Genomic DNA, 24,259 nt, shown 5'->3' on the forward strand with positions numbered 1-24,259 from the left:
GCCCAAGGGTGAGGAGCCTGCTGGGGCGTCGAAGAAGTCCGGTGCGGCGGTGGGGGGTTCGGGTTCGTCGGAGCGGGTCAAGTCGCCGTCGGAGTCGGCGGCGTCTTCGGAGATGCGGGAGGCCGCGACGAAGCGGGAGGCCGCCGGGAAGGATTGGGTGACGCCCAAGGCCGAGGCCGATGCGGCGGCGGTGGAGAAGCCCGGCGCCGGATCGGCTGCCCGGCCCCGGGTGCCGGAGAAGCCTTCGCCGGAGGTGCGGGGCGAGGAGGCCCGGCTGACGGCGCAGAAGCACGCGGAGGTCATGGACCGCTGGCTGGAGCACAAGCGGCAGGACCCGGAGACCCGGAAGCTGACGGAGCAGCGTGCCGAGGAGGCGCGCCAGGCGGCGGAGAAGCAGGCGGAGCGGCGGGCGGAGGTGGCCGCGGAGCGGCGGGAGCGGGCCGCTGCCGAGCGGGAGGCGTCCGAGCGGACGAAGGCGCAGGTCGCGGAGGCCGAGGCCCGGGCCGACCGCCGGCGAGCGGAGGCGGCGGCCGCCGAGGACGCCCGGTGGCGGGAGCTGTTGCAGGACCTGCGGGACAAGTCGGGTGGGAACTCCGGGACGATCGGGGAGATCACCTTCGCCGAGGCCAGGGCCCGGATCACCCAGCGGGCCGATGCCGCGCTGCGGACGCCCATGCGCGAGTACACGGGGCCGGCGGACTTCGAGGCGATGGACCGCTACCTGGCACCCCACCTGGTGGCCGCCGAGGCCGAGGCCTGGCACGAGCTGGCGGGCGAACTCGGCATCAACGTAGGCTCGTTGGCTCGGCAGGGCCTCATGCCGACGTTCCCCCGGAACCTTCCGGAGCGGCCCGGCGGGAGGGTCGCCTTCGAGGCCGAGGCGTCCTCGGTCTCGAAGGCCGGACCGGTCGGGGACAAGGGCAAGGGCCTGGCCGTCGAGCCGGTTGAGACTGTCGAGGCCGGCAAGCCCGGCAAGCCCGTCGAGGCCGTCGTGAAGGAGCCCGAGGAGGAGATCACGGTTCTGCGGGCTCCGAACCCGGACGAGACCTGGGCGCAGATGGAGGCCCGGGAGGCCCGCGAGCTGGCGGCGGCGATCGAGCTGTCGACGCGGCTCCGGCAGCAGCCGAGCGGGGGCGGGGGTCCGATCACCTCGGCGTCGGCCGCGTCCGGGAGTCGGACCGGGGCGGCGCTGACGCCCGAGGCCAAGGCGAAGCTCCTCCAGGTCCCCACGCAGGCCCTCGACGAGGTCTCCCCGGCGGAGGGGTCGGCGTCGACTCAGCCGGAGGTGCCCGTCGTCGCGCAGCCGGAGGCGCCTTTCACGGCGCAGGAGTTGATCGACGAGCTGGTCGGCCTGATGCCCGGGGTTCCCCAGGCGCCGGCGGGTCTGCTGGGTCCGGACGTGTTCGGTGACCGGGTCGTTCCGCCCGCTCCGGAGTTCCTCCAGGGCTACGACTACCGGCAGTTGAAGTCGGAGTCCCGGGTGGCGTTCTTCCGGGCGCTGGACCTGGCGCGCGCGACCGCGCCGACGGCCGAGGGGCTCGTCCCGGAGACGCTGGGCCAGCACCCGGAGTCGGTCGTCGAGTCCAGTGGGATCCGGACGATGTCGCGGAGTACCGGTTCGGGGTTTCTGCGGAAGTGGGTGCGCATTCCGCGGCTGGTGCACTCGATCTGGCTGGGCGGCCCGCTGTCGGCGGACAACGAGCACACGGGTCCGTTCATGACCAATGTGCAGGACTCGGCGGACGGTCCGGGCCAGGAGTTCACCCATGTGATCTGGACGGATGTCACCCGTGCCCGGGTCGCCGAGGCCAGGGCGGCCGAGGGGACGGGCGACGACACGCCCGAACTCGCCACCGTACGGGCGATGGTGACGTGGGCGGGGACCCGGCCGCGCGGGAACGTGGTGCTGGTCAACGTCGACGAGGTCTTCTCGGCCGAGGCGCCGATGGGCCTCGAAGCGGCCTACAAGATGGAGACGGCGAAGCGCCTCGGGCAGGGGTACGCCTCGGCGAGCGACATCCTGCGACTGGAGGTCCTCGGCCGGTTCGGCGGGATCTACACCGACGGCGACAACCGCCTCCGGACCGACCCCACCCCGGCGGTCCGGCGGATCGTCGAATCCGACCAGGGCTTCGCCGTCGCCAAGGTCGGCAACGCCGGCATGGCGAACGCGGTGCTGATCGCCCCGGCCGGGCACCGCGCCGTGCGGCAGCACCTGGAGGTGCTGCGCCGCAACTACCTGCGCAGCTCGCACGAGAACACCGTCCGCGGAGGCTACTTCCAGTACCTGGACCGGATGTCCGTGTCCAAGACCGACTTCCGCGAGGCGGACAAGATGGCGGGGGAGGACCCCGTCTGGGTGCAGGGCCACACGGAGGAGCGGGACAAGAACGCGGTCCTCTACCTGAGCGGGACCGGCATCAACATCTGGGCGGACCTGGCGCACGGCCTGGGGCTCAAGGGCCCCGGCAGGCTCCCGGTGGTCGAGCCGGGTGTGTTCGAGATCGGGGTCGGGAACACCTGGGTGCCGCGCGAGCAGCCGGCCGCGGAGGCGGAGCCGGCGGAGGGCGGCCAGCAGCCCGAGGCGCCCGACCGCGCGGCGACACTGTTGGCGGCCCGGAACATCATCAACACGCTGATCCGCGAACTCTCCTACCAGAACGGCAAGTTGGCTCTGAGCGAGGTGGCGGCGAGGGTCGCCCGGCACCCGCAGCCCGAGTTGCTGTGGGACACGGTGATCGGCTTCCTGGCCGGCCACCCCGAGCTGCGGACGCGGGTGCAGTGGCGCACCGTCCAGAAGTACGACGCGGGGACGAGGCCGATCGGCGCCCCGGTTCCGCTCCCGCCGTGGTCCGCCGGCCTCCTGGTGCCCGAGCCAGGGGAGGTCGAGGGGATCAAGACCGGGCGGGGTGTCGAGCGGGTGCGCATGCTGGCGCCCGAGGAGGTGCCGCCGCCCGCCGCGACGGGGGTGCTCCAGGTCCCCACCCAGGCCGTCGACGGTGTGGTCCCGGCGGTGACCGACCTGGACCGGGCCCGCGAACAGCTGGCCGCCGTGGGCGCGGGGGCGGAGGAGCAGGCCGCGATCGGCGCGCGCCTGGACGACCTGGTCGCGGCGCTGGACGAGATCGGTGCGGGTGCGGAGGCCCGGCAGGGTGTCGGCACGGCTTTGCAGATGGGTTCCTTCCAGCAGGCGTTCGCCGGGCTGGGCCAGGCGCAGCGTCTGGAGGTGCTCCGGCTGCTGGCGCAGGCGCTGCGGGACGGGCTGGAGCCCGGCGCGCAGCCGATGCTGGCGCTGCTGGTGACGGTGCTCCTCGCGGCTCAGCAGATCCGGGACGAGGTGCCGGTGGCGGCCGCGGGGGAGTCCCCGCGCGACCTCGCCAGGCGGTTGACCACGTTCGCCGACGGGATCCTCGCGGGCGCGGTCGCCTGGGCCCGTGAGTCGATGCGGGGGGCTCCGACCGCGCCGTACGCGGTGGTGGCGGTGGCGGGCTACGGCCGCACCGACCTGACGCCGGCCGCCGACCTGGACTTCGGTCTGCTCGGCGCCCAGGCGGACGCGGCCTGGCTGCGGTCGCTGACCAACCTGGCGGCCGGCTGGCTGGACCTGGCCCGCCAGTTCCTGCCGGTGAACGGGTCGGCGGCGGCGCCGTTCCAGGCCGACATCATGTGGTTCAACCCCAACCTGGCGGTCTTCGACCCGGAGGCCGTGCTGGAGCACGCGCTCGCCGCTTCGGCGGACGAGCTGACGCCCAAGCACGGTGTCATGCACGACACCCGGCTGATCGAGCTGGCGCCGCTCACCGGCGCCCTCGCCGCCGTCACGTCGCACGAGGGCCAGCGGGAGCTCTTCCGGAGGTTCGCCCAGGAGCGGAGCGGGCGCGGCGACGCCGAGGTGGAGTGGGCCGCCCTGCGGGAGTCGCTCGCCGGCCTCCCGCGTCCGGAGACGCTGGCGCAGGTGGACAGCGTCAACGTCAAGACCGGCTTGATGCGCCAACTGACCGTCGCCACACGGCACCTGTATGCCGCGTACCGGGCGGTGGCGAAGCCGGAGACGCCGTGGCGGCTCAGCACCGGCGAGCGGCTGGAGGAGCTGATCGCGGGGAAGGTGCTGTCGGGGCCGCTCGGCCGACAGTTGGTGGACGCCTATGTGCTGGGCCTGAGTCTGCGGCAGCGGTTGCACCAGGCGTACGGGGGTGAGCGGGACGAGGTCGCGACGGCACAGGTGGCCGAGCCGCCGAACGGGCTGGAGCGCCTGCTGCCCGAGGAGCAGGAGCAGTTGGCGGCCGCGATCGGGGTGCTGCACGAGGTGCAGGGGAGCCTCGGCGCCCTGTGGTCCAAGGTTCAGTCCTCGGCGCCGTCGCGCTGGAAGACCCTGTTCGGGCGCCGTCCGGTGGCGGACCAGTCCGTCGGCCTGGTGCCGGACACGGTCGAGCCGGGTGAGTTGTGGGACGCGGATCTGGAGCTGCCGCTGGTCGGTGGCGGCAGTGTGCGGCTGGGTGATGTGCAGAGCTTGACCATCGTGGCGCCGGAGACGGGTCTGCCGCAGGGTCGGGCGTTCCACACGGAGGACGAACTCGCGCAGCGGCGTGAGGTGTTGAGGAACTTCGACCTGGGGCGGCGGTGGCTGCTGGAGGTCGACGGGCAGGGACGTGTGGTCACCGGGTACCGGAAGGTGCCGTGGGGGACGGGCGGTCGGCGTTACCTCGCGCTGCTGCACGGGAACCGGGACTTCGCGGTGCTGCCGCTGTCGGGTCCGGTCGGTACGGTGAAGGTCACCGCGACGGGGCTGGCCCGGACGCTGCGGCGCAGGCCGAGTATCCAGCAGTTGGCGGCGGGTGACGAGATCGTGCTGGCCGCCTGTGACGCGGCGCTGCCCGCCTCGGACGGCGGGCCCTCGCTGGCGCAGGAGGTGGCGAACGCTACCGGTCGGGTGGTGTGGGCGCCGACGGGGAAGATCGCGGCGCTGTCGACCGACCTGGACGCGGACGCGGGCTTCCTGATGTACCCGGCCGCCGACGGCACCCCGGGTGCCTGGATCCGCTTCACGCCCAACGGTGTCAATCCCTCCCAGGACTCGGAGGAGTCGCACCCGGCGGGCGTGTCCGAGGTGGGCCCGGTGCCGCGTGGCACGGCTCCGCTGGCACCGTCGCAGAGTTCGACGGGCGTCGTGATGACGGGCGTCGAGGACACCGAGGAGGAACAGTCCGAGTCCGAGGAGGACGCGGACGACCTGGAGGAACTGGACGACCTGGAAGAGCTGGATCCGGCGGAGGGGTTCGCGTGGTCGCAGCAGCCCCAGCACCCCGGGAACCAGGGCGAGGGGTCGGGGTCTGTCCAGGCCCAGGTGTCGACCGTCATGCAACCGGAGGCGCCCTTCACGGCACAGGAGTTGATCAACGAGCTGATCGACCTGATGCCCGGGGCTCCGCAGGCGCCGGTGGCGCCGGTGGGTCTGCTGGGTCCGGACGTGTTCGGCGACCGGATCGTTCCGGTCGCGCCGGAGTTCCTCCGGGGTTACGACTACCGGAAGTTGAAGTCGCGGTCCCGGGTGGGGTTCCTCCGGGCGCTGGACCTGGCGCGCGAGACCGCGCCGACCGCCCAGGAGCTCACCCCGGATACCCTGGGCCTGCACTCGGGGTCGGTCGTCGAGTCCGACCAGTCCCAGACGATGCCGCGCAGGTCGGGCCCGATTCACCTGCCGAAGCCGGTGCGCATTCCGCGGCTGGTGCACTCGATCTGGCTGGGTGGCCCGCTGTCGATGGACAACGAGCACACCGGTCCCTTCATGACCAATGTGCAGCACTCGGCGGACGGTCTCGGCGAGGGGTTCACGCATGTGATCTGGACGGACGTCACCCGTGCGCGGGTCGCCGAGGCCAAGGCCGCGGCGGCCGCGGGGACGGACGACGTCCCGGCTGAACTCGCCACCGTGTGGGCCATGGTGGAGTGGGCGAGGAGCCGGCCGAACCGGAACGTGGTGCTGGTCAACGTCGACGAGGTGTTCTCGGCCGAGGCTCCGATGGGCCTGGAGGCGGCCTTCAAGATGGAGACCGCCAAGGGTCTCGGGCAGGGGTACGCCTCGGCGAGCGACATCCTGCGACTGGAGGTCCTGAACCGGTTCGGCGGGGTCTACACCGACGGCGACAACCGGCTGTTGAAGGACCTGGACCCCGAGGTCCGGCGGATCGTCGAGTCCGAGCAGGGCTTCGCCGTCGCCAGGGCCAGTGCCGCGACCACGGTGCCGGGCGCCACGACCAGCACGATCGGTACGACCACCGGGTTCACAAAGACCACCAGGACCTCCAAGGGCGGCCTGGCGAACGCGGTGCTGATCGCCCCGGCCGGACACCGGGCCGTGCGGCAGCACCTGGAGGTACTGCGCCGTAACTACCTGCGCCGCTCGAACGAGAACACCGTCCGCGGGGTGTACTTCCAGTCCCGGAAGCCGTCGCACATTTCCGGTGCCGACTTCCGGGAGGCGAAGACGTGGGTGAAGACGGACCCTGGCGAGCCGACGCGCCACACGGATGACGGGGAGAAGAACGCGGTCCTGTACCTGAGCGGGACCGGTGTCAACATCTGGGCGGACCTGGCGAACGGCCTGGGGCTCAAGGGCCCCGACGCGCTCCCGCTGGTCACCTCGGAGATCTTCGAGATCGGCACCGGGAACACCTGGGTGCCGCGGGAGCAGCCGGCGGCGGCCGTCCGGCTGCCCGAGGTGCCCGACCGCGAGGCCACGCTGCTGGCGGCCCGCCGTATCATCAACACGCTGATCCGTGAACTCTCCTACCAGAGCGGTAAGTTGGCGCTGAGCGAGGTGGCCGCGCGGGTCGCCCGGCACCCGCGGCCCGATCTGCTCTGGGACACGGTGATCGGCTTCCTGGCGCACCACCCCGAGCTGCGGGAACGGGTGCAGTGGCGCACCGTCCAGAAGCTTGACGGGGCGACGAAGCCGACCGGCAGTCCGGTCGTCCTCCCGCCGTGGTCCGACAGCCTGCTGGTCAGGGTGGAGGAGGCCAAGCCCAGGGCGGGCGTCGAGCGGGTGCGCATGGTGGCGCCCGAGACTGTGGCGCCGCCCGCCTCGACGGTACCCGCGGCGGGGCTGCTCCAGGTTCCCACCCAGTCCGTCGACGGCGTCGCCACGGTGGTGGAGACCGTCGTTCAGGAGCAGTCCGAGCTGGACCGTGCCCGTGAACTGCTGGTCGCCGCGGGTGCGGATGCGGGGGAGCGGGCCGCGATCGGTGCGGGCCTGGACCGGCTGGTCGCGGCCTTGGACGGGAGCGGCGCGAGCGCGGAGGACCGGCAGGGCGTCGGCACGGCCTTGCAGATGGGGCCCTTCCAGCAGGCCTTCGCCGACCTGGGGCAGACGCAGCGTCTGGGCGTGCTCCAGCTGCTGGCCCAGGCCCTGCTGGACGGTCTGCGGCCCGGGGCGCAGCCGATGGTGGCGCTGCTGGTGACGGTGCTCCTCGCGGCTCAGCAGATCCGGGACGAGGTGCCGGTGGCGGCCGCGGGGGAGTCCCCGCGTGACCTCGCCAGGCGGTTGACCGGGTTCGCCGACGGGATCATGGCGGATGCGGTCGCCTGGGCCCGTGAGTCGATGCGGGGTGAGGCCACCGCGCCGTACGCGGTGGTGGCGGTGGCCGGTTACGGCCGTACCGATCTGACGCCGGCCGCCGACCTGGACTTCGGTCTGCTCGGTTCCCAGCAGGACGCGGTGTGGCTGGAGTCGCTGACCAAGCTGGCGGCGGGCTGGCTGGACCTGGCCCGCCAGTTCCTGCCGGTGAACGGGACGGTGTCGGCGCCGTTCCAGGCCGACATCCTGTGGTTCAACCCCAACCTGGTGGTCTTCGACCCGGAGGCCGTGCTGGAGTTCGCGCTCGCCGGTCCGGGAGGTGAGCCGGGGCCCACACACGGTGTCATGCACGACACGCGGCTGATCGAGCTGGCGCAGCTGCCCGGTGCCCTCGCGGCCGTCACGTCGCGGGAGGGCCAGCGGGGGCTGTTCCGGACGTTCACGGAGGAGCGGGGCCGGCGCATCGACCCCGAGGTGGAGTGGATCGCCCTGCGGGAGGCGTTCGACCGTCTCCGGCGTCCGGAGACGCTGGCGCAGGCGAACACCGTCGACGTCAAGGCCGACTTCATGCGGCAGTTGACGGTCGCCACGCGGCACCTCTATGCCGCTTACCGGGCGGTGGCGAAGCCGGAGACGGAGTGGCGGCTCAGCACCGGCGAGCGGCTGGAGGAGCTGATCACGGCGCGGGTGCTGCCGGCGGCGCTCGGCCAGAGGCTGGTGGACGCCTACAGGTTGGCCCTGAGTCTGCGGCAGCGGCTGCACCGGGCGTACGGGGGTGAGCAGGACAAGGTCGCGACGGTGGCGGCGGCCGGGCCGCTGAACGGGCTGGAGCGCCTGCTGCCGCAGGAGCAGGAGCAGTTGGCCGTCGCGCTCGGGGCCCTGCGTGATCTGGAGGGGAGCCTCGACGCCCTGTGGGTCAAGGTCAGGCCCCCGGCCCAGGCTCCGTCGCGCTGGAAGAACCTGTTCGGGCGCCGTCCGGTGGCGGACCAGTCCGTCGGCCTGGTGCCGGACACGGTCGAGCCGGCCGAGTTGTGGGACGCGGAGCTGGAGCTGCCGCTGGTCGGTGGCGGCAGTGTGCGCCTCGGTGACGTCCAGAGCTTGACCATCGTGGCACCGGGGACGGGCCTTCCGCAGGGTCGGGCGTTCCACACGGAGGACGAACTCAAGCAGCGGCGTGAGGTGTTGAGGAGTTTCGACCTGGGGCGGCGTTGGCTGCTGGAGGTCGACGGGCAGGGGCAGGAGGTCACCGGGTACCGGAAGGTGCCGTGGGGAACGGGTGGGCGGCGTTACCTCGCGTTGGTGCACGGGAACCGGGACTTCGCGGTGCTGCCGCTGTCCGGCCCGGTCGGTACGGTGAAGGTCACCGCGACGGGGCTGGCCCGGACGCTGCGGCGCCGGCCGAGTGTCCAGCAACTGGCGGCGGGTGACGGGATCGTGCTGGCCGCGTGTGACGCGGCGCTGCCGGCCTCGGACGGTGGGCCGTCGTTGGCGCAGGAGGTGGCGAACGCTACCGGTCGGGTGGTGTGGGCGCCGACGGGGAAGATCGCGGCGCTGTCGACCGACCTGGACGCGGACGCCGGGTTCCTGATGTACCCGGCGGCCGATGGCACGCCGGGTGTTTGGATCCGCTTCACCCCGAACGGCGTTGAGACCGCCCAGGTATCGGACGAGTCGGTGGGCGCTTCCGAGGCGGGCCCGGTGTCGCGTGGCACGGCTCCCCAGGTGCCGTCCCAGAGCTCGACGGACGTCGCGACGACGGACGTCGTGGAGGAGCAGCCCCAGCTCCCCGAGAATCAGGGAGAAGGGTCGACCCAGGCGCAGGCGCAGGCGCCGGAACCGCCCTTCACCGCCCAGGAGTTGATCGACGAGCTGGTCAGCCTGATGCCCGGCGGCCCGCAGGCGCCGGCGGCGCCCGCGGATCCGCTGGAGGCCATGCTGGGGCCGGACCTGTTCGGCGACCGGGTGGTCCCGCCCGCCCCGGAGTTCCTCCAGGGGTACGGCTACGGCCAGTTGAAGTCGGAGTCCCGGACGGCGTTCTTCCGGGCGCTGGACCTGGCGAGCGAGGCGGCGACGCCGACGGCCGAGGGGCTCGCCCCGAAGGCCCTGGGCCAGGACCCGGAGTCCGTCATCGAGTCCGGGGCGCTCCAGACGGTGCGTCGCAGGTCGGGGTCGATGCATCTGCCGAAGCGGGTGCGCATTCCGCAGCTGGTGCACTCGATCTGGTTGGGCGGCCCGTTGTCGGCGGGCAACGCGCACACCGGCCCCTTCATGGCGAACGTGCAGGAATCGGCCGACGGTCTCGGCCGGGAGTTCACCCATGTGATCTGGACGGACGTCACCCGTGCGCGGGTCGCCGAGGCCGCGGCGGCCGCTGGGACGGGCGATGACACGCCCGAACTCGCCACCGTACGGGCGATGGTGGCGTGGGCGAGGAGCCGGACGCACCGGAACGTGGTGCTGGTCAACGTCGACGAGGTCTTCTCCTCCGAGGCGCCGATGAGCCTCGAAGCGGCCTACAAGATGGAGACCGCCAAGGGTCTGGGGCAGGGGTACGCCTCGGCGAGCGACATCCTGCGGCTGGAGGTCCTGGACCGGTTCGGCGGGGTCTACACCGACGGCGACAACCGGCTGTTGAAGAACCCCGTTCCCGAGGTCAGGAGGATCGCCGACTCCAAGCGGCACTTCGCCGTCGCCACGGCCAGTCTGGCGGATGCGCCGGGCGCCAGGACCGGCACGACCGCCAGGGGCGGCCTGGCGAACGCGGTGCTGATCGCCCCGGCCGGGAACACGGCCGTGCAGGAGCACCTCAGGGTGCTGCGAAGCAACTACCAGCGCAGCTCGCACCAGAACACCTTCCGCGGGGAGTACTTCCGGCCCCGGGGGCAGGAGGACAACACCGAGGCCAACTTCCAGCAGGCGGACGTGGTGGCGGGGCCCCCGGTCTGGGTCCAGAACCACACGGAGGAGAACGAGAAGAACGCGGTCCTCCACCTGAGCGGGACCGGTGTCAACATCTGGGCGGACCTGGCGTACGGCCTGGGGCTCAGCGGCCCCGGTGCGCTTCCCGTGGTCGAGCGGGGCGTGTTCGAGATCGGGGTCGGGAACACCTGGGTGCCGCCGAGGCCGTCGGCGGTGGCGGGCGTCCAGCAGCCCGAGGTGCCCGACCGCGCGGCGACGCTGCTGGCGGCCCGTCGCATCATCAACACGCTGATCCGTGAACTGGTGTACCAGAACGGGAAGCTGGCGCTGAGCGAGGTGGCGGCGAGGGTCGTCCGGCACCCGCGGCCCGAGCTGCTGTGGGACACGGTGATCGGGTTCCTGGCCCGGCACCCCGAGCTGCGGGACCTGGTGCGGTGGCGCACCGTCCGGAAGGTCGGCGCGGGAACCGGGCCGGCCGACCAGCCGGTGGCGCTCCCGCCGTGGTCCGCCGGTCTCCTGGTGCCCGCGTCCGAGCCGGTGGCGGGGTTCACCGCCGGGTCGGATGTCGAGCGGGTGCGCATGGTGGCGCCCGGGGAGGTGCCGCCGCCCGCCGCGACGGGGGCAGTGGCGGGGTTGCTCCAGGTACCGACTCAGTCCGTCGACGGCGTCGCCACGGCGGTGGAGACCGTTGTTCAGGAGCAGTCCGAGCTGGACCTGGCCCGCGAGCAGTTGGTCGCGGCGGGTGCGGATGAGGGGGAGCGGGCCGAGATCGGCGCGCGGCTGGACGAGCTGCTGGCGGCGTTGGACGAGAGCGGTGCGGACGCGGAGGACCGGCAGGGTGTCGGTGTGGCCCTGCAGATGGGGTCCTTCCGGCAGGCGTTCGCGGACCTTGGTCAGACGCAGCGCGTGCAGGTGCTCCGGCTGCTGGCGCAGGCGCTGCGGGATCGCCTGGGGCACGGGGCGCAGCCGATGGTGGCGCTGCTGGTGACGGTCCTGGCCGCGGCGCAGCAGATCCGGGACGAGGTGCCGGTGGCGGCCGCGGGGGAGTCGCCGCGTGACCTGGCCAGGCGGTTGACCGGGTTCGCGGACGGCATCATGGCGGACGCGGTCGGGTGGGCCCGTGAGTCGATGCGGGGGGCTCCGACCGCGCCGTACGCGGTGGTGGCGGTGGCGGGCTACGGTCGTACGGACCTGACGCCGGCCGCCGACCTGGACTTCGGCCTGCTCGGCTCCGACGAGGACGAGGTCTGGCTGCGGTCGCTGACCAACCTGACGGCTGGCTGGCTGGACCTGGCCCGCCAGTTCCTGCCGGTGAACGGGACGGTGCCGGCGCCGTTCCAGGCCGACATCATGTGGTTCAACCCCAACCTCAGGGTCTTCGACCCCAGGGCGGTGCTGGCGGGCTCGCTCGCCGCTCCGGGGGAGGAGCCGGGCCTGAAGCACGGTGTCATGCACGACACCCGGTTGATCGAGCTGGCGCCGCTGTCCGGCGCCCTCGCGGCCGTCACGTCGTCGGAGGGCCAGCGGGGGCTGTTCCGGACGTTCACGGAGGAGCGGGGCCGGCGCATCGACCCCGAGGTGGAGTGGATCGCCCTGCGCGAGGCGTTCGACCGTCTCCCGCGTCCGGAGACGCTGGCGCAGGCGAACACCGTCGACGTCAAGGCCGACTTCATGCGGCAGTTGACGGTCGCCACGCGGCACCTCTATGCCGCCTACCGGGCGGTGGCGAAGCCGGACACGCCGTGGCGGCTCAGCACCGGCGAGCGGCTGGAGGAGCTGACCGACGGGAAGGTGCTGCCGCCGGACCTCGGCCGGCGGCTGGTGGACGCCTACCTCCTGGCTCTCAGCCTGCGGCAGCGCTTGCACCGGGCGTACGGGGGTGAGCAGGACAAGGCCGCGACCGCGCAGGTGGCCGAGCCGCCGAACGGGCTGGAGCGCCTGCTACCGGAGGAGCAGGAGCAACTGGCCGCCGCGCTCGGGGCCCTGCACGAGGTGCAGGGGGGCCTGAATGACTTGTGGACCAAGGTCAAGGCCTCGGCCCCGTCACGCTGGAAGAACCTCTTCGGGCGTTCCCGTCCGGTGGACCAGTCCGTGGCGCCGGTGGTCCACAGTCCGGTGGTGCCGGGCACCGTGGAACCGGGTGAGTTGTGGGACGCGGATCTGGAGCTGCCGCTGGTCGGTGGCGGCAGTGTGCGGTTGGGTGATGTCCGGAGTCTGACCATCGTGGCGCCGGGGACGGGTCTGCCGCAGGGTCGGGCCTTCCACGCCGATGACGAACTCGCGCAGCGGCGCGAGGTGTTGAGGAACTTCGACCTGGGCCGGCGGTGGCTGCTGGAGGTCGACGGGCAGGGCCAGGAGGTCACCGGGTACCGGAAGGTGCCGTGGGGCACCGGCGGACGGCGTTACCTCGCGCTGCTGCACGGCAACCGGGACTTCGCGGTGCTGCCGCTGTCCGGCCCGGTCGGCACGGTGAAGGTCACGGCGACGGGTCTGGCCCGGACGTTGCGGCGCAGGCCCAGCATTCAGCAGTTGGCGGCGGGTGACGAGATCGTGCTGGCCGCGTGTGACGCGGCGCTGCCCGCTTCGGACGGCGGGTTGTCGCTGGCGCAGGAGGTTGCGGATGCGACGGGTCGGGTGGTGTGGGCGCCGACGGGGAGGATCGCGGCGCTGTCGACCGACCTGGACGCGGACGCCGGGTTCCTGATGTACCCGGCCGCCGACGGTACGCCGGGTGCCTGGATCCGCTTCACCCCGAACGGTGTTGAGCCCGCCCAGGCCTCGGACGAGTCGATGGGCGCCTCCGAGGCGGGCCCGGCGCCGCGTGCCAGCGTTCCCCTGGTGCCGTCACAGAGTTCGACGGACGTCGCGATGACGGGCGTCGAGGAGACGGGCGTCGAGGGCGAGGAGGAGGACGAGCTGCCGGCCGCGAACTCCCGTACGGACAAGGGCAAGGGCAGGGTCGACGAGGCCGCCGAGGAGGACCTGGACAACCTGGAGCGGCTTGATCTGGAGGAGGCGATCGCGCGTTCGCGGCGGCCCCAGTACCCCGGGAACCAGGGAGAGGGATCGGGATCGGGGTCTGCCCAGCCGTCGGTGCCGGTGCAGGTCGTCGTGCAGCCGGAACTCCTTTTCTCGGCCCAGGATTTGATCGACGAGCTGATCGGCCTGATGCCCGGGGTTCCGCAGGCGTCGGTGGCGCCGGTGGGTCTGCTGGGTCCGGACGTGTTCGGTGACCGGGTCGTCCCGGCCGCCCCGGAGTTCCTCCAGGGGTACGACTACCGGAAGTTGAAGTCCGAGTCCCGGGTGGCGTTCTTCCGGGCGCTGGACCTGGCGAGCGGAACGGCGCCGACGGCCGAGGGGCTCGCCCCGGAGGCCCTGGGCCTGGAGCAGGGTTCGGTCGTCGAGTCCGGACGGTTCCAGACGATGTCGCGGAGTACCGGTCCGGCATTTCTGCGGAAGCGGGTGCGGATTCCCCGCCTGGTGCACTCGATCTGGCTGGGCGGCCCGTTGTCGATGGACAACGAGCACACCGGCCCGTTCATGACCAATGTGCAGGACTCGGCCGACGGTCTCGGCCAGGGATTCACCCATGTGATCTGGACGGACGTCACCCGTGCGCGGGTCGCCGAGGCCAGGGCGGCTGCGGGGACGGACCGGGACACGCCCGAACTCATCACCGTACGGGCGATGGTGGAGTGGGCGGCGACCCGACCGCACGGGAATGTGGTGCTGGTCAACGTCGACGAGGTCTTCTCGGCCGAGGCGCCGATGAGCCTCGAAGCGGCCTACAAGATGGAGACCGCCAAGGGCCTGGGGCAGGGGTACGCCTCGGCGAGCGACATCCTGCGACTGGAGGTCCTCCGCCGGTTCGGCGGGGTCTACACCGACGGCGACAACCGGCTTCAGGCCGACCCCGCCCCGGTGGTCGAGCGGATCGTCAACGCCCGGCGGAGCTTCGCCGTCGCGAAGGTCGGCAACGCGGGCATGGCGAACGCGGTGCTGATCGCCCCGGCCAGGCACCCGGGTGTGGAGCAGCACCTGGAGGTGCTGCGCCGTAACTACCTGCGCAGCTCGCACGAGAACACCGTCCGCGGGATGTACTTCCAGTCCCGCGACCGGGCGCACATCACCGCCGAGGAGTTCGAGGAGGCGGAGGAGTGGGTGGGGAAGGTCCCCGCCGAGGCGCAGCGCCACACGGACGACGGGGAGAAGAACGCGGTCCTCTACCTGAGCGGGACCGGTGTCAACATCTGGGCGGACCTGGCGCACGGCCTGGGGCTCGATGGCCCTGAAGCGCTCCCGCTGGTCCCCTCGGAGATCTTCGAGATCGGCACCGGGAACACCTGGGTGCCGAGGGAACGGCCGGCGGCGGCCGTCCAGTTGCCCGAGGTGCCCGACCGCGAGGCCACGCTGCTGGCGGCCCGTCGCATCATCAACACGCTGATCCGCGAACTCTCCTACCAGAGCGGGAAGCTGGCGCTGAGCGAGGTGGCCGCGCGGGTCGCCCGGCACCCGCGGCCCGACCTGCTCTGGGACACGGTGATCGGCTTCCTGGCCCGGCATCCCGAGCTGCGGGAGCGGGTGCAGTGGCGCACCGTCCAGAAGTACGACGGGGCGACGAAGCCGGTCGGCACTCCGGTCGCCCTCCCGCCGTGGTCCGACAGCCTGCTGGTCAGGGTGGAGGAGGCCAAGCCCAGGCCGGGCGTGGAACGGGTGCGCATGCTGCGGCCCGAGGACGTGCCGCCGCCCGCCGCGACGGTGCCCACCGCGGCACCAGCGGGGCAGCAGCAGGCGACCGAAGAGGAGGAGGCGACCGGACAGGAGGCGACGGCCGACGACCAGGCCGGTCAGGCACCCGGCCGGCAGTTCCACGCGCCGACCGGCGGCACCGACGGCACCGACGGCACGACGGCCGGCACCACCGCGCCGACCCGCGGCACACCCCAGCAGCAGGCCGCGCCGCAGCCGCCCGCGGCGACGGACCCGGCGAACTTCCCCGGCTGGCAGCCGTTCACGACCGCCCAGGGGACGGCGGCCGAGCCGCTCCGCCCCGACCGTACGCCGCGCCCCGGCCCGGGCCCGCAGACCGACCCCAACGGGGTGGTGCGGGACCACGGCGGCTGGCAGCTGAAGCCGACGGCGGTCCCGGGGGCGCCGATCACGCGGTTCCCGGCCGCCTGGCAGCGGCCGGTGGCGGCGCCGGAGTGGACGTACTACCCGGAGGACTGGAGCGCCGACACGGTCCTGCGGCACGTCCAGGCGGCGATGCGGAACAATCCGAGCGTCGCGCCGGGGCCGGACGGCCTGGACCGGGCGGTCGGCTGGTCCGGGAGCCTGTGGGTCGAGGCGGTCCTGGACCAGCAGGGCTACATCCTGTACCACCACCCGCTCCCCAACTCCCCCGCGCCGTACGCGGCGTGGCAGGAGGAGGCGGTGGTCGGCCGGGGCGACCGGGTCGACCTGTTCGGGTACCCGGGCGTGCTGCTCCAGCGGGTGCGGTTCGACAGCGGGCAGGACGGCTTCGAGTTCACCGTCCGGCTGCACCTGGAGCCGTCCGCGGGCATGACGCCCGCCGAGCTGGACGCGGTGCGGCAGCAGGTGCGGACGCTCATGGCCGACTTCACGGCCGGGCAGCAGGTCGGGGCCTTCGACCGGCTGCTGAACGTGGGCGTGGAGTTCACCGAGGAGGCGGGCGACGGCGTCACCACGCTCCCGGTCGCGCCGGGCGCGGTGCCGGCCTTGGCGCAGGTGCTGCCGCGGCAGTTCAGGGAGGCGGCCGGAACGGTCGACCTGGAGTTCGTGACGGGGACGCAGCTGCGCAAGTCCCCGCCGGTGCGGGAGGTCCACGTCGGCGGGGACTGGACGGCCGGGCTGCGCCCGTCGTTCACGGCTCCGGCCTGGGACCGCCCCGGCCGGGGGCTGCCCCCGGAGTGGGGCACCGCCGAGGCCCGGTACGCCGCCCACCACGTGCTGCGGACGGGGACGGCCGAGGTCGTCGGCGAGGCGGCCGCGGGCCGTCCGGCCCCCGAGGTCCGCCGCGGCCGGTTCGCCGGGGTGCGGCTGAACGTCCGGGTCGAGGACGGCGTCGTCACCGACGTCTGGGGCGAGCCGCACCAGAAGCTGCGGCCGCAGCTGACCGCCCCGGTGGCCGGCACCGAGGCGGTGCTGGTCCCCGCGCAGGAGGTCAGGCCGCCGCAGGACGCCTTCATCCGGGCCATCACCGCCCGGGAGCTGGAGTCCTTCGACGCCCGCCGGGTCCGGCTGCCGGACGGGGACACCGAGACGGTGCTGACCGTCCGGCTGTACCTGGACCTCGAAGCGAGGCTGGACCTCGCGGACGGGCCGACGGCCGCGGCCGTGGAGGCCCTCCGGGAGGCGGGCCGGGAGGGGGTCGAGAAGGTCTACAACACCGGGCAGCGGCTGCCCAGCGGCGATCTGCTGCGGGTCGAGGTCGAGTTCGTCCCCGACCGCTCCACGGCGCACCACACGGTCGCCGTCCGGGAGCGCCAGGACCGGGCCAACCACCGGACCTGGGGCCTGAACACCGAGGCGCGGACGATCGCCCACGAGATCGGCCACCTGCTCGGCCTGGACGACGAGTACCGGGAGGCGGGTTCCACGCCCAGGCCGATCCATCCGGACGACAGCGGGATCATGGGCGGCCGGCAGACCGACCGGTTCGGACGCCCCTGGCTGGACATGAACCACCTCCACGAGGGCCCGCTGGAGATCCTCGCCCCCTTCGCGCCGCCGGCCGCCCGCAACCTGCGGCAGCTCGGCGGGGTGGTGGACGAGGCCTTCGGCGAGGACCGCGGCCCGACGCCGGTCGGCGACGCGCCGACCCGGGCCCGGTTCCGCGAGGAGGTGCTGCGGCGCGCCCTGTACGGCGGTCCGGGCGGGCGGGACGGCCACCTGGTGCCGCCGCGGGGGTCGACGCGCCCCCGGCCGGAGCGGGTGCCGGGGTCGCAGGAGCGCAACGGGACGTTCAAGGTGGTCGGCGGGCCCGCCGACGCGGCGGCCACGCAGGTCGGCGCCCTGGCCGGCGACCTGCCCGGCCCGCGCCGGAACCGGACGGTGTTCCCCGAGCACTGGACGGCGGACGACGCGGTGTACGCCGCCGAGCAGGCGTACCAGCACGCCCTGCGCACCGGCCGGGTCACCGCGACCGGCCTGCACTCCCACCACTGGGTCGGCGAGTACGGCGGGGTGCGGATCGAGGGCCGGATCCGGGCGGGGGAGTTCGTCTCCTTCCGTCCCTCCGACGACCAGAGCGGGCTGGACACCCCGGCGTACATGCCGTGGCGCCCGACCGGTGGGGCCTTCGGCGCCCGGGTCGAGGACCTCGTCCGGTACGGCGACCGGCAGACCCTCACCGGCGTCCACGCCGAGCCGGAGAGGGCGGCCGCCACGGCGCACGGCGTCAAGGTGGGCTCGGTGCTCGCGGAGAACGACAACGGCACGTACCGGGCCGACGTCTGGTTCCTCGACGCGGCCGTGACCCCCGGCGCCCCGATGGCGAAGTTCCCGTCGCGGTGGCACCAGCACGCGGACGGGGAGACCCACACCCTCTACCCGAAGGCGTGGACGCCGTCGCGCGTCCTGTCCGCGGTGGAGCGGGCGTACGCGGCCCGGCACACCTCCGAGCCGCTGGACTCCGGCGCCGTGCGCTGGGTGGGCGAGGCCGACGGCGTGCGGATCGAGGGGATCACCCGGGACGGCCGGCACCTGACGCACCGTCCGACCGCCCGGCAGCCGCTCACCGACTGGTACGCGCCCCCGGCGGCGTCCACCGGGCCCGGCCTGCGCGGCCGCCGCGTCCGGACCGTGGACGGACAGCTGGGCATCGAGGTCGCGGCACCGGTGCACCTGCGGGTCGCGGCGGGCGCCACGCCCGCGGCGGTCGCGGACGCCCGCAAGCGGCTCCAGCGGGCCGCCGACGACTTCGTCCGGCAGCACCGCGCCGCCGGCGACCCGCCGGTCCTGCTGACCCTCGACTTCGTCGACACGGAGGCGGACGCCCTTCCGGGCGCGGTGGTCACGGCGGACTCCCTCACCGACGGCGCCGGGCTGGACGTGCTCCTGCCCGGTGTGGCCGGGGCGTTGACGCCCGGGTTCTCCGCGACGGTCGCGGGCAGCGCGGGCCCGGCCACGGCCACCGCCAGGGCGCAGGCCGGGTACGGACAGCGGGCGCTCGTCGAACCGGAGCTGACCGAGCCCGCGGAGCCCGGAACGGGCACCCGCCCGGCCACCGTCACCGAGATGGCGGGGCAGCAGTGGATGATCGACGGGGCCTTCGCCCCGACGCTCGCGGGGAACGCCGGGCGGGGACTGCCGACCGGCTGGACGCCGGGCGAGGGCAGGTACGCGGCGCTCCAGGTGCTCGCCGGCTGGCGCGGCCGGCGGCGCGAGCTCGTGAAGGGCCGCTTCAACGGCGTCCCGATCGAGGTCCGGACCGAGAACGGGCGGATCGTGGACTTCCGCGGCCTGCCGGACCGGAGCGTCCCGGCCCAGTTCACCAAGGCCGTCCCCGAGCCGTCCGGCCAGGGCCTGGTCTTCCCGACCGGCCCGCGCCACGCCCCCGAGTCCTCCTCCTCGTCGTCGTCCTCGTCCTCCGCGCCCGCCGGCGCGATCCCGCAGCCGGCGCAGGACCCGGCGACGGCGCTGCTGCCGGGCCACGCCTCGGCCGAGGCCGTACCGGACGACCCGGCGGCGCAGCCGTTCGAGCTCCGGCGCGGCCCGCTCGTACCGGGCGGCGAGGACGTCACCGTCCTCGTCCTGCGCGTCCACCTGGACGGCTCCGGCCTGACCGGGGAGGACGCCCGGGCCAGGGTCGCCGCGCTGGGCGCGCGGATCCGGGACGCCGCCGCGCGGTTCGACAACCGCACCAGGCTCCCGGACGGCACCCCGCTGCTGGTACGGGTGGAGTTCGCGGACGCCACCGGCGATCCGCACCGGACGGTGCTCCTGCACGAGCGGAGCGTCGCCCAGGACGCCGGGAACTGGCACCTGGAGATCTCCCGGGACGCGCTGGTCCACCAGCTGGGCCGGGCCTTCGGCATCTCCGTCACGGAGTACGCGGGCGGCGGCACGACCCACGTCGTCCCGGCGCCGTCGGTGCGCGTCCTGCGCGAACTCGGCGAGCTCGCGGACGACCGGCTGGGCCGCCTCGGGCACGACACCGAGGACGGCGAGTCGCCCCGGACGGAGTTCGCCGACGGCGTCCTGGAGGCCGAACTCGGCCCGGCCGTCGGGACGCGGGGCGGCCACCTGCCGTCGGCCATCGGCGAGGAGGGGGCCGAACAGCTGGAGCTGGTGCGCCGTCACGCCAACGGCACCCTGCTGGTGGAGACCGGCGCGGGCCGGCGCACGCTGTTCCCCGAGCACTGGACCGCCGCCGAGGCCCGGTACGCCGTCGAGCAGGCGGCCGTCGACGCGGTCCGCAACGAGACCTTCCGGGTGACCGAGAACGGGATCTTCTGGCAGGGCGTGTACGAGGGCGTCCGGATCGAGGGCAGGTCGGACGAGGACGGGACGGTCACCGCCTTCCGCCCGGCCGCCGACCAGCGCGGCCTGGTGGCGCCCGCCCACGCGCCGGGCGCCGGCGCGGTCGACGTCCCGTCGCTCGACGGGGCCCCGGTGCTCACCCCGGACCAGCTGCGCGTGTTCGGCGAGCAGGCCAGGCGGGAGGGCGGCACCGGGCTGCCCCCGGAATGGACCCGGGAGCAGACCCGCCACGCGGCCCTGTGGGTGTACGAGCAGCAGAACGGCGCGGCGAGCGGCCGTGGCCGGGACGAGATCCTCACCGGCGCCTACGGTGACGTCCGGATCAGGCTGCTGGTCCGCAACCGGCAGATCATCGACTACTGGGCCGAGCCGGGGCAGCGCTTCGACGCGACCGAACCGGCCGAGCCGGTACGGGTGCTGGCCACGGCGGAGGTGCGTCCGCCGGTCCGCCGGTTCCTGCGCTCGCTGCAGGCCCAGTTCATCCAGTCGTACGAGGTCCGGCGGGTGGTGGACGCCGACGGGGACACCCGCACCGTCCTGACGGTGCGGGTCCACCTGGAGGCCGACGGCCTGACGGGCAGCCGCGCCGAGGCCGAGCGGGACCTCGACCGGGTGCGGCTCAACGCCGAGGCGGGCGTCCGGGACGTCTTCGGCCAGGGGCTGCGGCTGCCCGACGGCAGCCTGCTGGAGGTCGCGATCCGGTTCGTCGACCGGGACAGCGCCCACCACGTCGTCGAGGTGCGCTCCTACACCTCCCAGGAGCACGCCCAGCACTGGGGCGTGGACTCCCCGCCGAGGGTGATCGGCCACGAGGTCGGCCACCTGCTCGGCCTGGCCGACGAGTACCGGCGCCGGGGCGCCGGCCCGCGACCCGTCCACCCGGAGTTCGGTCTGATGACCGCGCCCGGGAGCGACATCTACGGCCGGGTCTGGTACGACGCCGGGCACCCGGTGGAGCTGGGCGTCACGAACCCGGCGGTCTCGCTCCGGCCGCACAACCTGAACGAGCTGGGCGCGGTCCTCGACCGGGTCTTCCGGACGGACCTCCGGCCGGTGCCGGCCGGGGAGTTCCCGGTGCGGGCCGCCTTCGGCGAGGACGCGCTGCGGACCGCGCTCTTCGACGGGCCGGACCGGACGGGCGGGTACCTGACCCCGCCGGCGGAGTCGGGGCGGCGCAGGCTGCCCCGGGTCGGCGCGGCGAACCCCAACGGCACGTACCGCGCCGACGCGGGCGAAGCGGCGCTGGACCGGTACCGGACGATGTTCCCCGCGCACTGGACGGCCGAGGACGCGGTGTACGCGGCGCGGCAGGCCTACCTGCACGCCCGCCGCACCGGCGGGATCAGCGGGCGCGGAGACCTCGCGCAGCGCTGGGTCGGCGAGTACGACGGCGTGCGCATCGAAGGCCGGATCCGGTCCGGGGAGTTCATCTCCTTCCGCCCCGCCGAGGACCAGTCCGGGCTCACCGCGACGGCCCCCGCCCCCGAGCCCGCCACGCTGCCCTTCGGCCACCGGGTCGAGGACCTCAACCGCTACGGGGACCGGCACACCCTCACCGGCTTCCACCACCGCGTCCGGGTCGGCGGGGCCTTCGCGGTGGACCCGGCGGACCACGGCCTGAGCCTCGGGCCGGTCCGGCCGCCGCGGGCCAACGAGACCTACCGGGCGCCGGTGTACTTCCTGGACCCGGGGATCGCGCCGGGCGCGCCGCTGAGCGAGTTCCCGTCCCGGTGGCGCCGCCCCGAGAACCAGGAGGCCCGGACCTTCTACCCCGAGTCCTGGGTGTCCGAGGACGTCCTGGAGCGGGTCGACCGGGCCTACCAGGAAAGGCTGTTCGAGGAGGTGCTGCCGGACGGCGCCGTGCGCTGGGTCGGGGTGGCCCACGACGTGTGGATCGAGGGCGTCACCCGGGACGGGCGGCACCTCGTCCACCGGCCCACCGACTGGCAGCGGTCCCGTCGGGAGACCGGGGCCGGGGCGGTCCCGGTCTGGGAGCGTCCCCTGGTGCGGGACGACGTCGACTACTCCATCGGCTACCGCCGCGTACGGCCGGGCGGGGCCGGCCTGCCGGACACCGAACTGGTCGTCCAGGTGCGGGACCACGGCGACCTGACCGCCGAGGAGCGGGCCGGGCTCCAGCGGCTCGCCGACGAGCAGGCCGCGGAGCTGTTCCCGGCCACGGCTCAGCCCGGCGGCCGGCCGGTCCGCATCCGGCTCCGGTTCGTCCCCGAGGCGGACGGCCCGGAGGCGATGCCGCCGGTCTCGTCCTTCCCGAGCGCCTTCGTGCGGCAGCTGCGGTCGCGGCTGGAGGAGGCCGAGGAACTGGTCGCCGGACTGCACGGCACGCCGGCGCCGGAGCCGCCGCTGCTCACCCCGGTGACCCCGGGCACGGGCGAGCGCCCGGCTACCCGTACCCGCCTCCAGGACCTGGAGGCGGCGGGCATCGACGCGCCGGCCCTCGACCCGGCCCTCGCTCGCGCGCTCGCCCTCGCGGACGAGCGGGCCGAGGGAGCCGAGAGGCCCGGGGGACTGCCCACCGCGTGGACGGCCGCCGAGGGCGGGCACGCGGCGCGCATGGTCGCGCGGGAGCACCTGGCCGAGCTCGGGGACGGGCGGACGGGCACGGTCACCGGGCGGTTCGCCGGGGTGGAACTCCGGGTGACGCTGGAGGACGGCCGGATCGTCCGCTTCGCGGGCACGCCGGGCCAGACCTTCGAGAACCAGCGCCGACCGCGCCCCGCCGGGCAGCAGCCGCCGGCACTCATGGCGCTGCGCCCGGCCACCGGGCGGCAGCTCCGGGAGGTCGGGGACGACGGGCCGCACGAGGCCGTCGAGCAGGAGCAGCCGGCCGTCGTGGAAGCGGCCCCGGTCACCCCGGCCGCCGTGCCGCCGGTGCGGCCGCCGGCGGCCTTCGGTGCGGCCCCGGTCGCCTTCGGTGCGGCCCCGGCCGTCCAGGCCGCCCCGGCCACCACCGGCTCCGCCCCGGCGTCCGCGACCCCGCCGCCGGTGGTCCCCGCCGGGCCGCCGCCGCTGCCCGCGCTGGGGGGCCTGCGGTTCGACGGGACCGGCCTCACCGGCCGCCCCCCGTACGCGAGTTCGGCCGTCCGGGCCGGTTCGCCGTCGGACCCGCGGGAGTCCCGGATCCCCTGGGACACCGTCCGCGCACTGCTCAACCGCGCCTACCGCCAGGAGCGCGGCCGACTGCTGCCGATGCTGCGGGAGTGGCTCGCCCCCGAGCACGTGGCGGCGGACCTGCTGGCCGAGGCGGACGCGCTGGTGGCGGCCCTGCCGTCGGAGCTGTTCGCCGGGCTCCCGCACGAGGAGGACGCCCGACTGCTGCTCCGGGCCGGGTACGTCCTCCACGGTTCCTCGGCGGACCCGGGGGAGGAGGCCGCCGCGGCGGAGCAGGCCCGGGCCGAGCTGGCCGCCGCCCTGCTGGACCTGCTGGAGCCGCTGCGCGACCCCGCGCCGGACCTGGCCGCGGTCGAGCGGTCCCTGGACGGCCTGCGGGACGCCGTCTCCGCCCTGCCGGACCCGACCGGGGCCGCCGTGCGGGACGTCCTGGCCAGGATCGCGCGGACGCGGACGCGGATCACCGCGACCACCCCGCTGCACGAGGCCAACTCCCTGGTGAACGAGCTGGCCGACTGGCTGATCGGCCAGGACGTGCGCCGCCTGCTGGGCGTGCCGACGGGCGACGGGGACCTCGAGTTCCTCGCCGGCCGGATCTTCCACGAGGCCCACGTCGTCCGCGACGACTGCTTCGACGTGAGGACGGTGCGCCATGCCCTGCGCGGCCTGTAGCGGGGGTCGTGGGAACGGCGGGACGGCCCCGGCCGTCCCGCCCCCGGGGGCCGGCACCATCTGCCCGCCCGGCGGTGTGGTGGCCGTCGACATTGCCGGGCGGGCGGAAGTTCCGTACCTTGGTGCCGGCTTTGGCCCCCGAAGGGCTGTCCTTGACCTTGAGGTGTCGTCATCTGCCGTCGCACGGGCGGGTGGTGACCACCGCCGGCGGCGGATGCGGGGAGAAGTTCCTCATGGCCGTCGAATCCGCTCCGGCCCTGAATTCCCCCCCCGGTTCCCCGGCCTCCGCATGCCGGTACGGACCGGCGCTTCGGCGGCGAAGGGCGGGAGCACCGGTGGGGTGGAGCGCGGGTCCGGCCGTCGGGGTGCAGGGGCGGTAGGTGGTCGGCAGGGGTTGAGGCCCCGGCCGGCCGCGGCGAGGCTTGGAACCGGGCCGACCGGGCCGACCGGTGCGCGGGG

At 74.3% G+C, this 24,259-nt stretch carries 1 protein-coding gene; it reads left to right on the plus strand.

The window, feature by feature from the left end; translation table 11 throughout:
• The first annotated feature begins 157 nt into the window (after window positions 1-157).
• Complete coding sequence (locus ACFRQN_RS10980) at window positions 158-23,800, plus strand: EndoU domain-containing protein (protein WP_380739805.1); 23,643 nt, start codon at window positions 158-160, stop codon at window positions 23,798-23,800.
• Window positions 23,801-24,259 lie beyond the last annotated feature (459 nt).

The sequence above is a fragment of the Kitasatospora sp. NPDC056800 genome, assembly GCF_042789775.1.
Taxonomy (GTDB): Bacteria; Actinomycetota; Actinomycetes; order Streptomycetales; family Streptomycetaceae; genus Kitasatospora.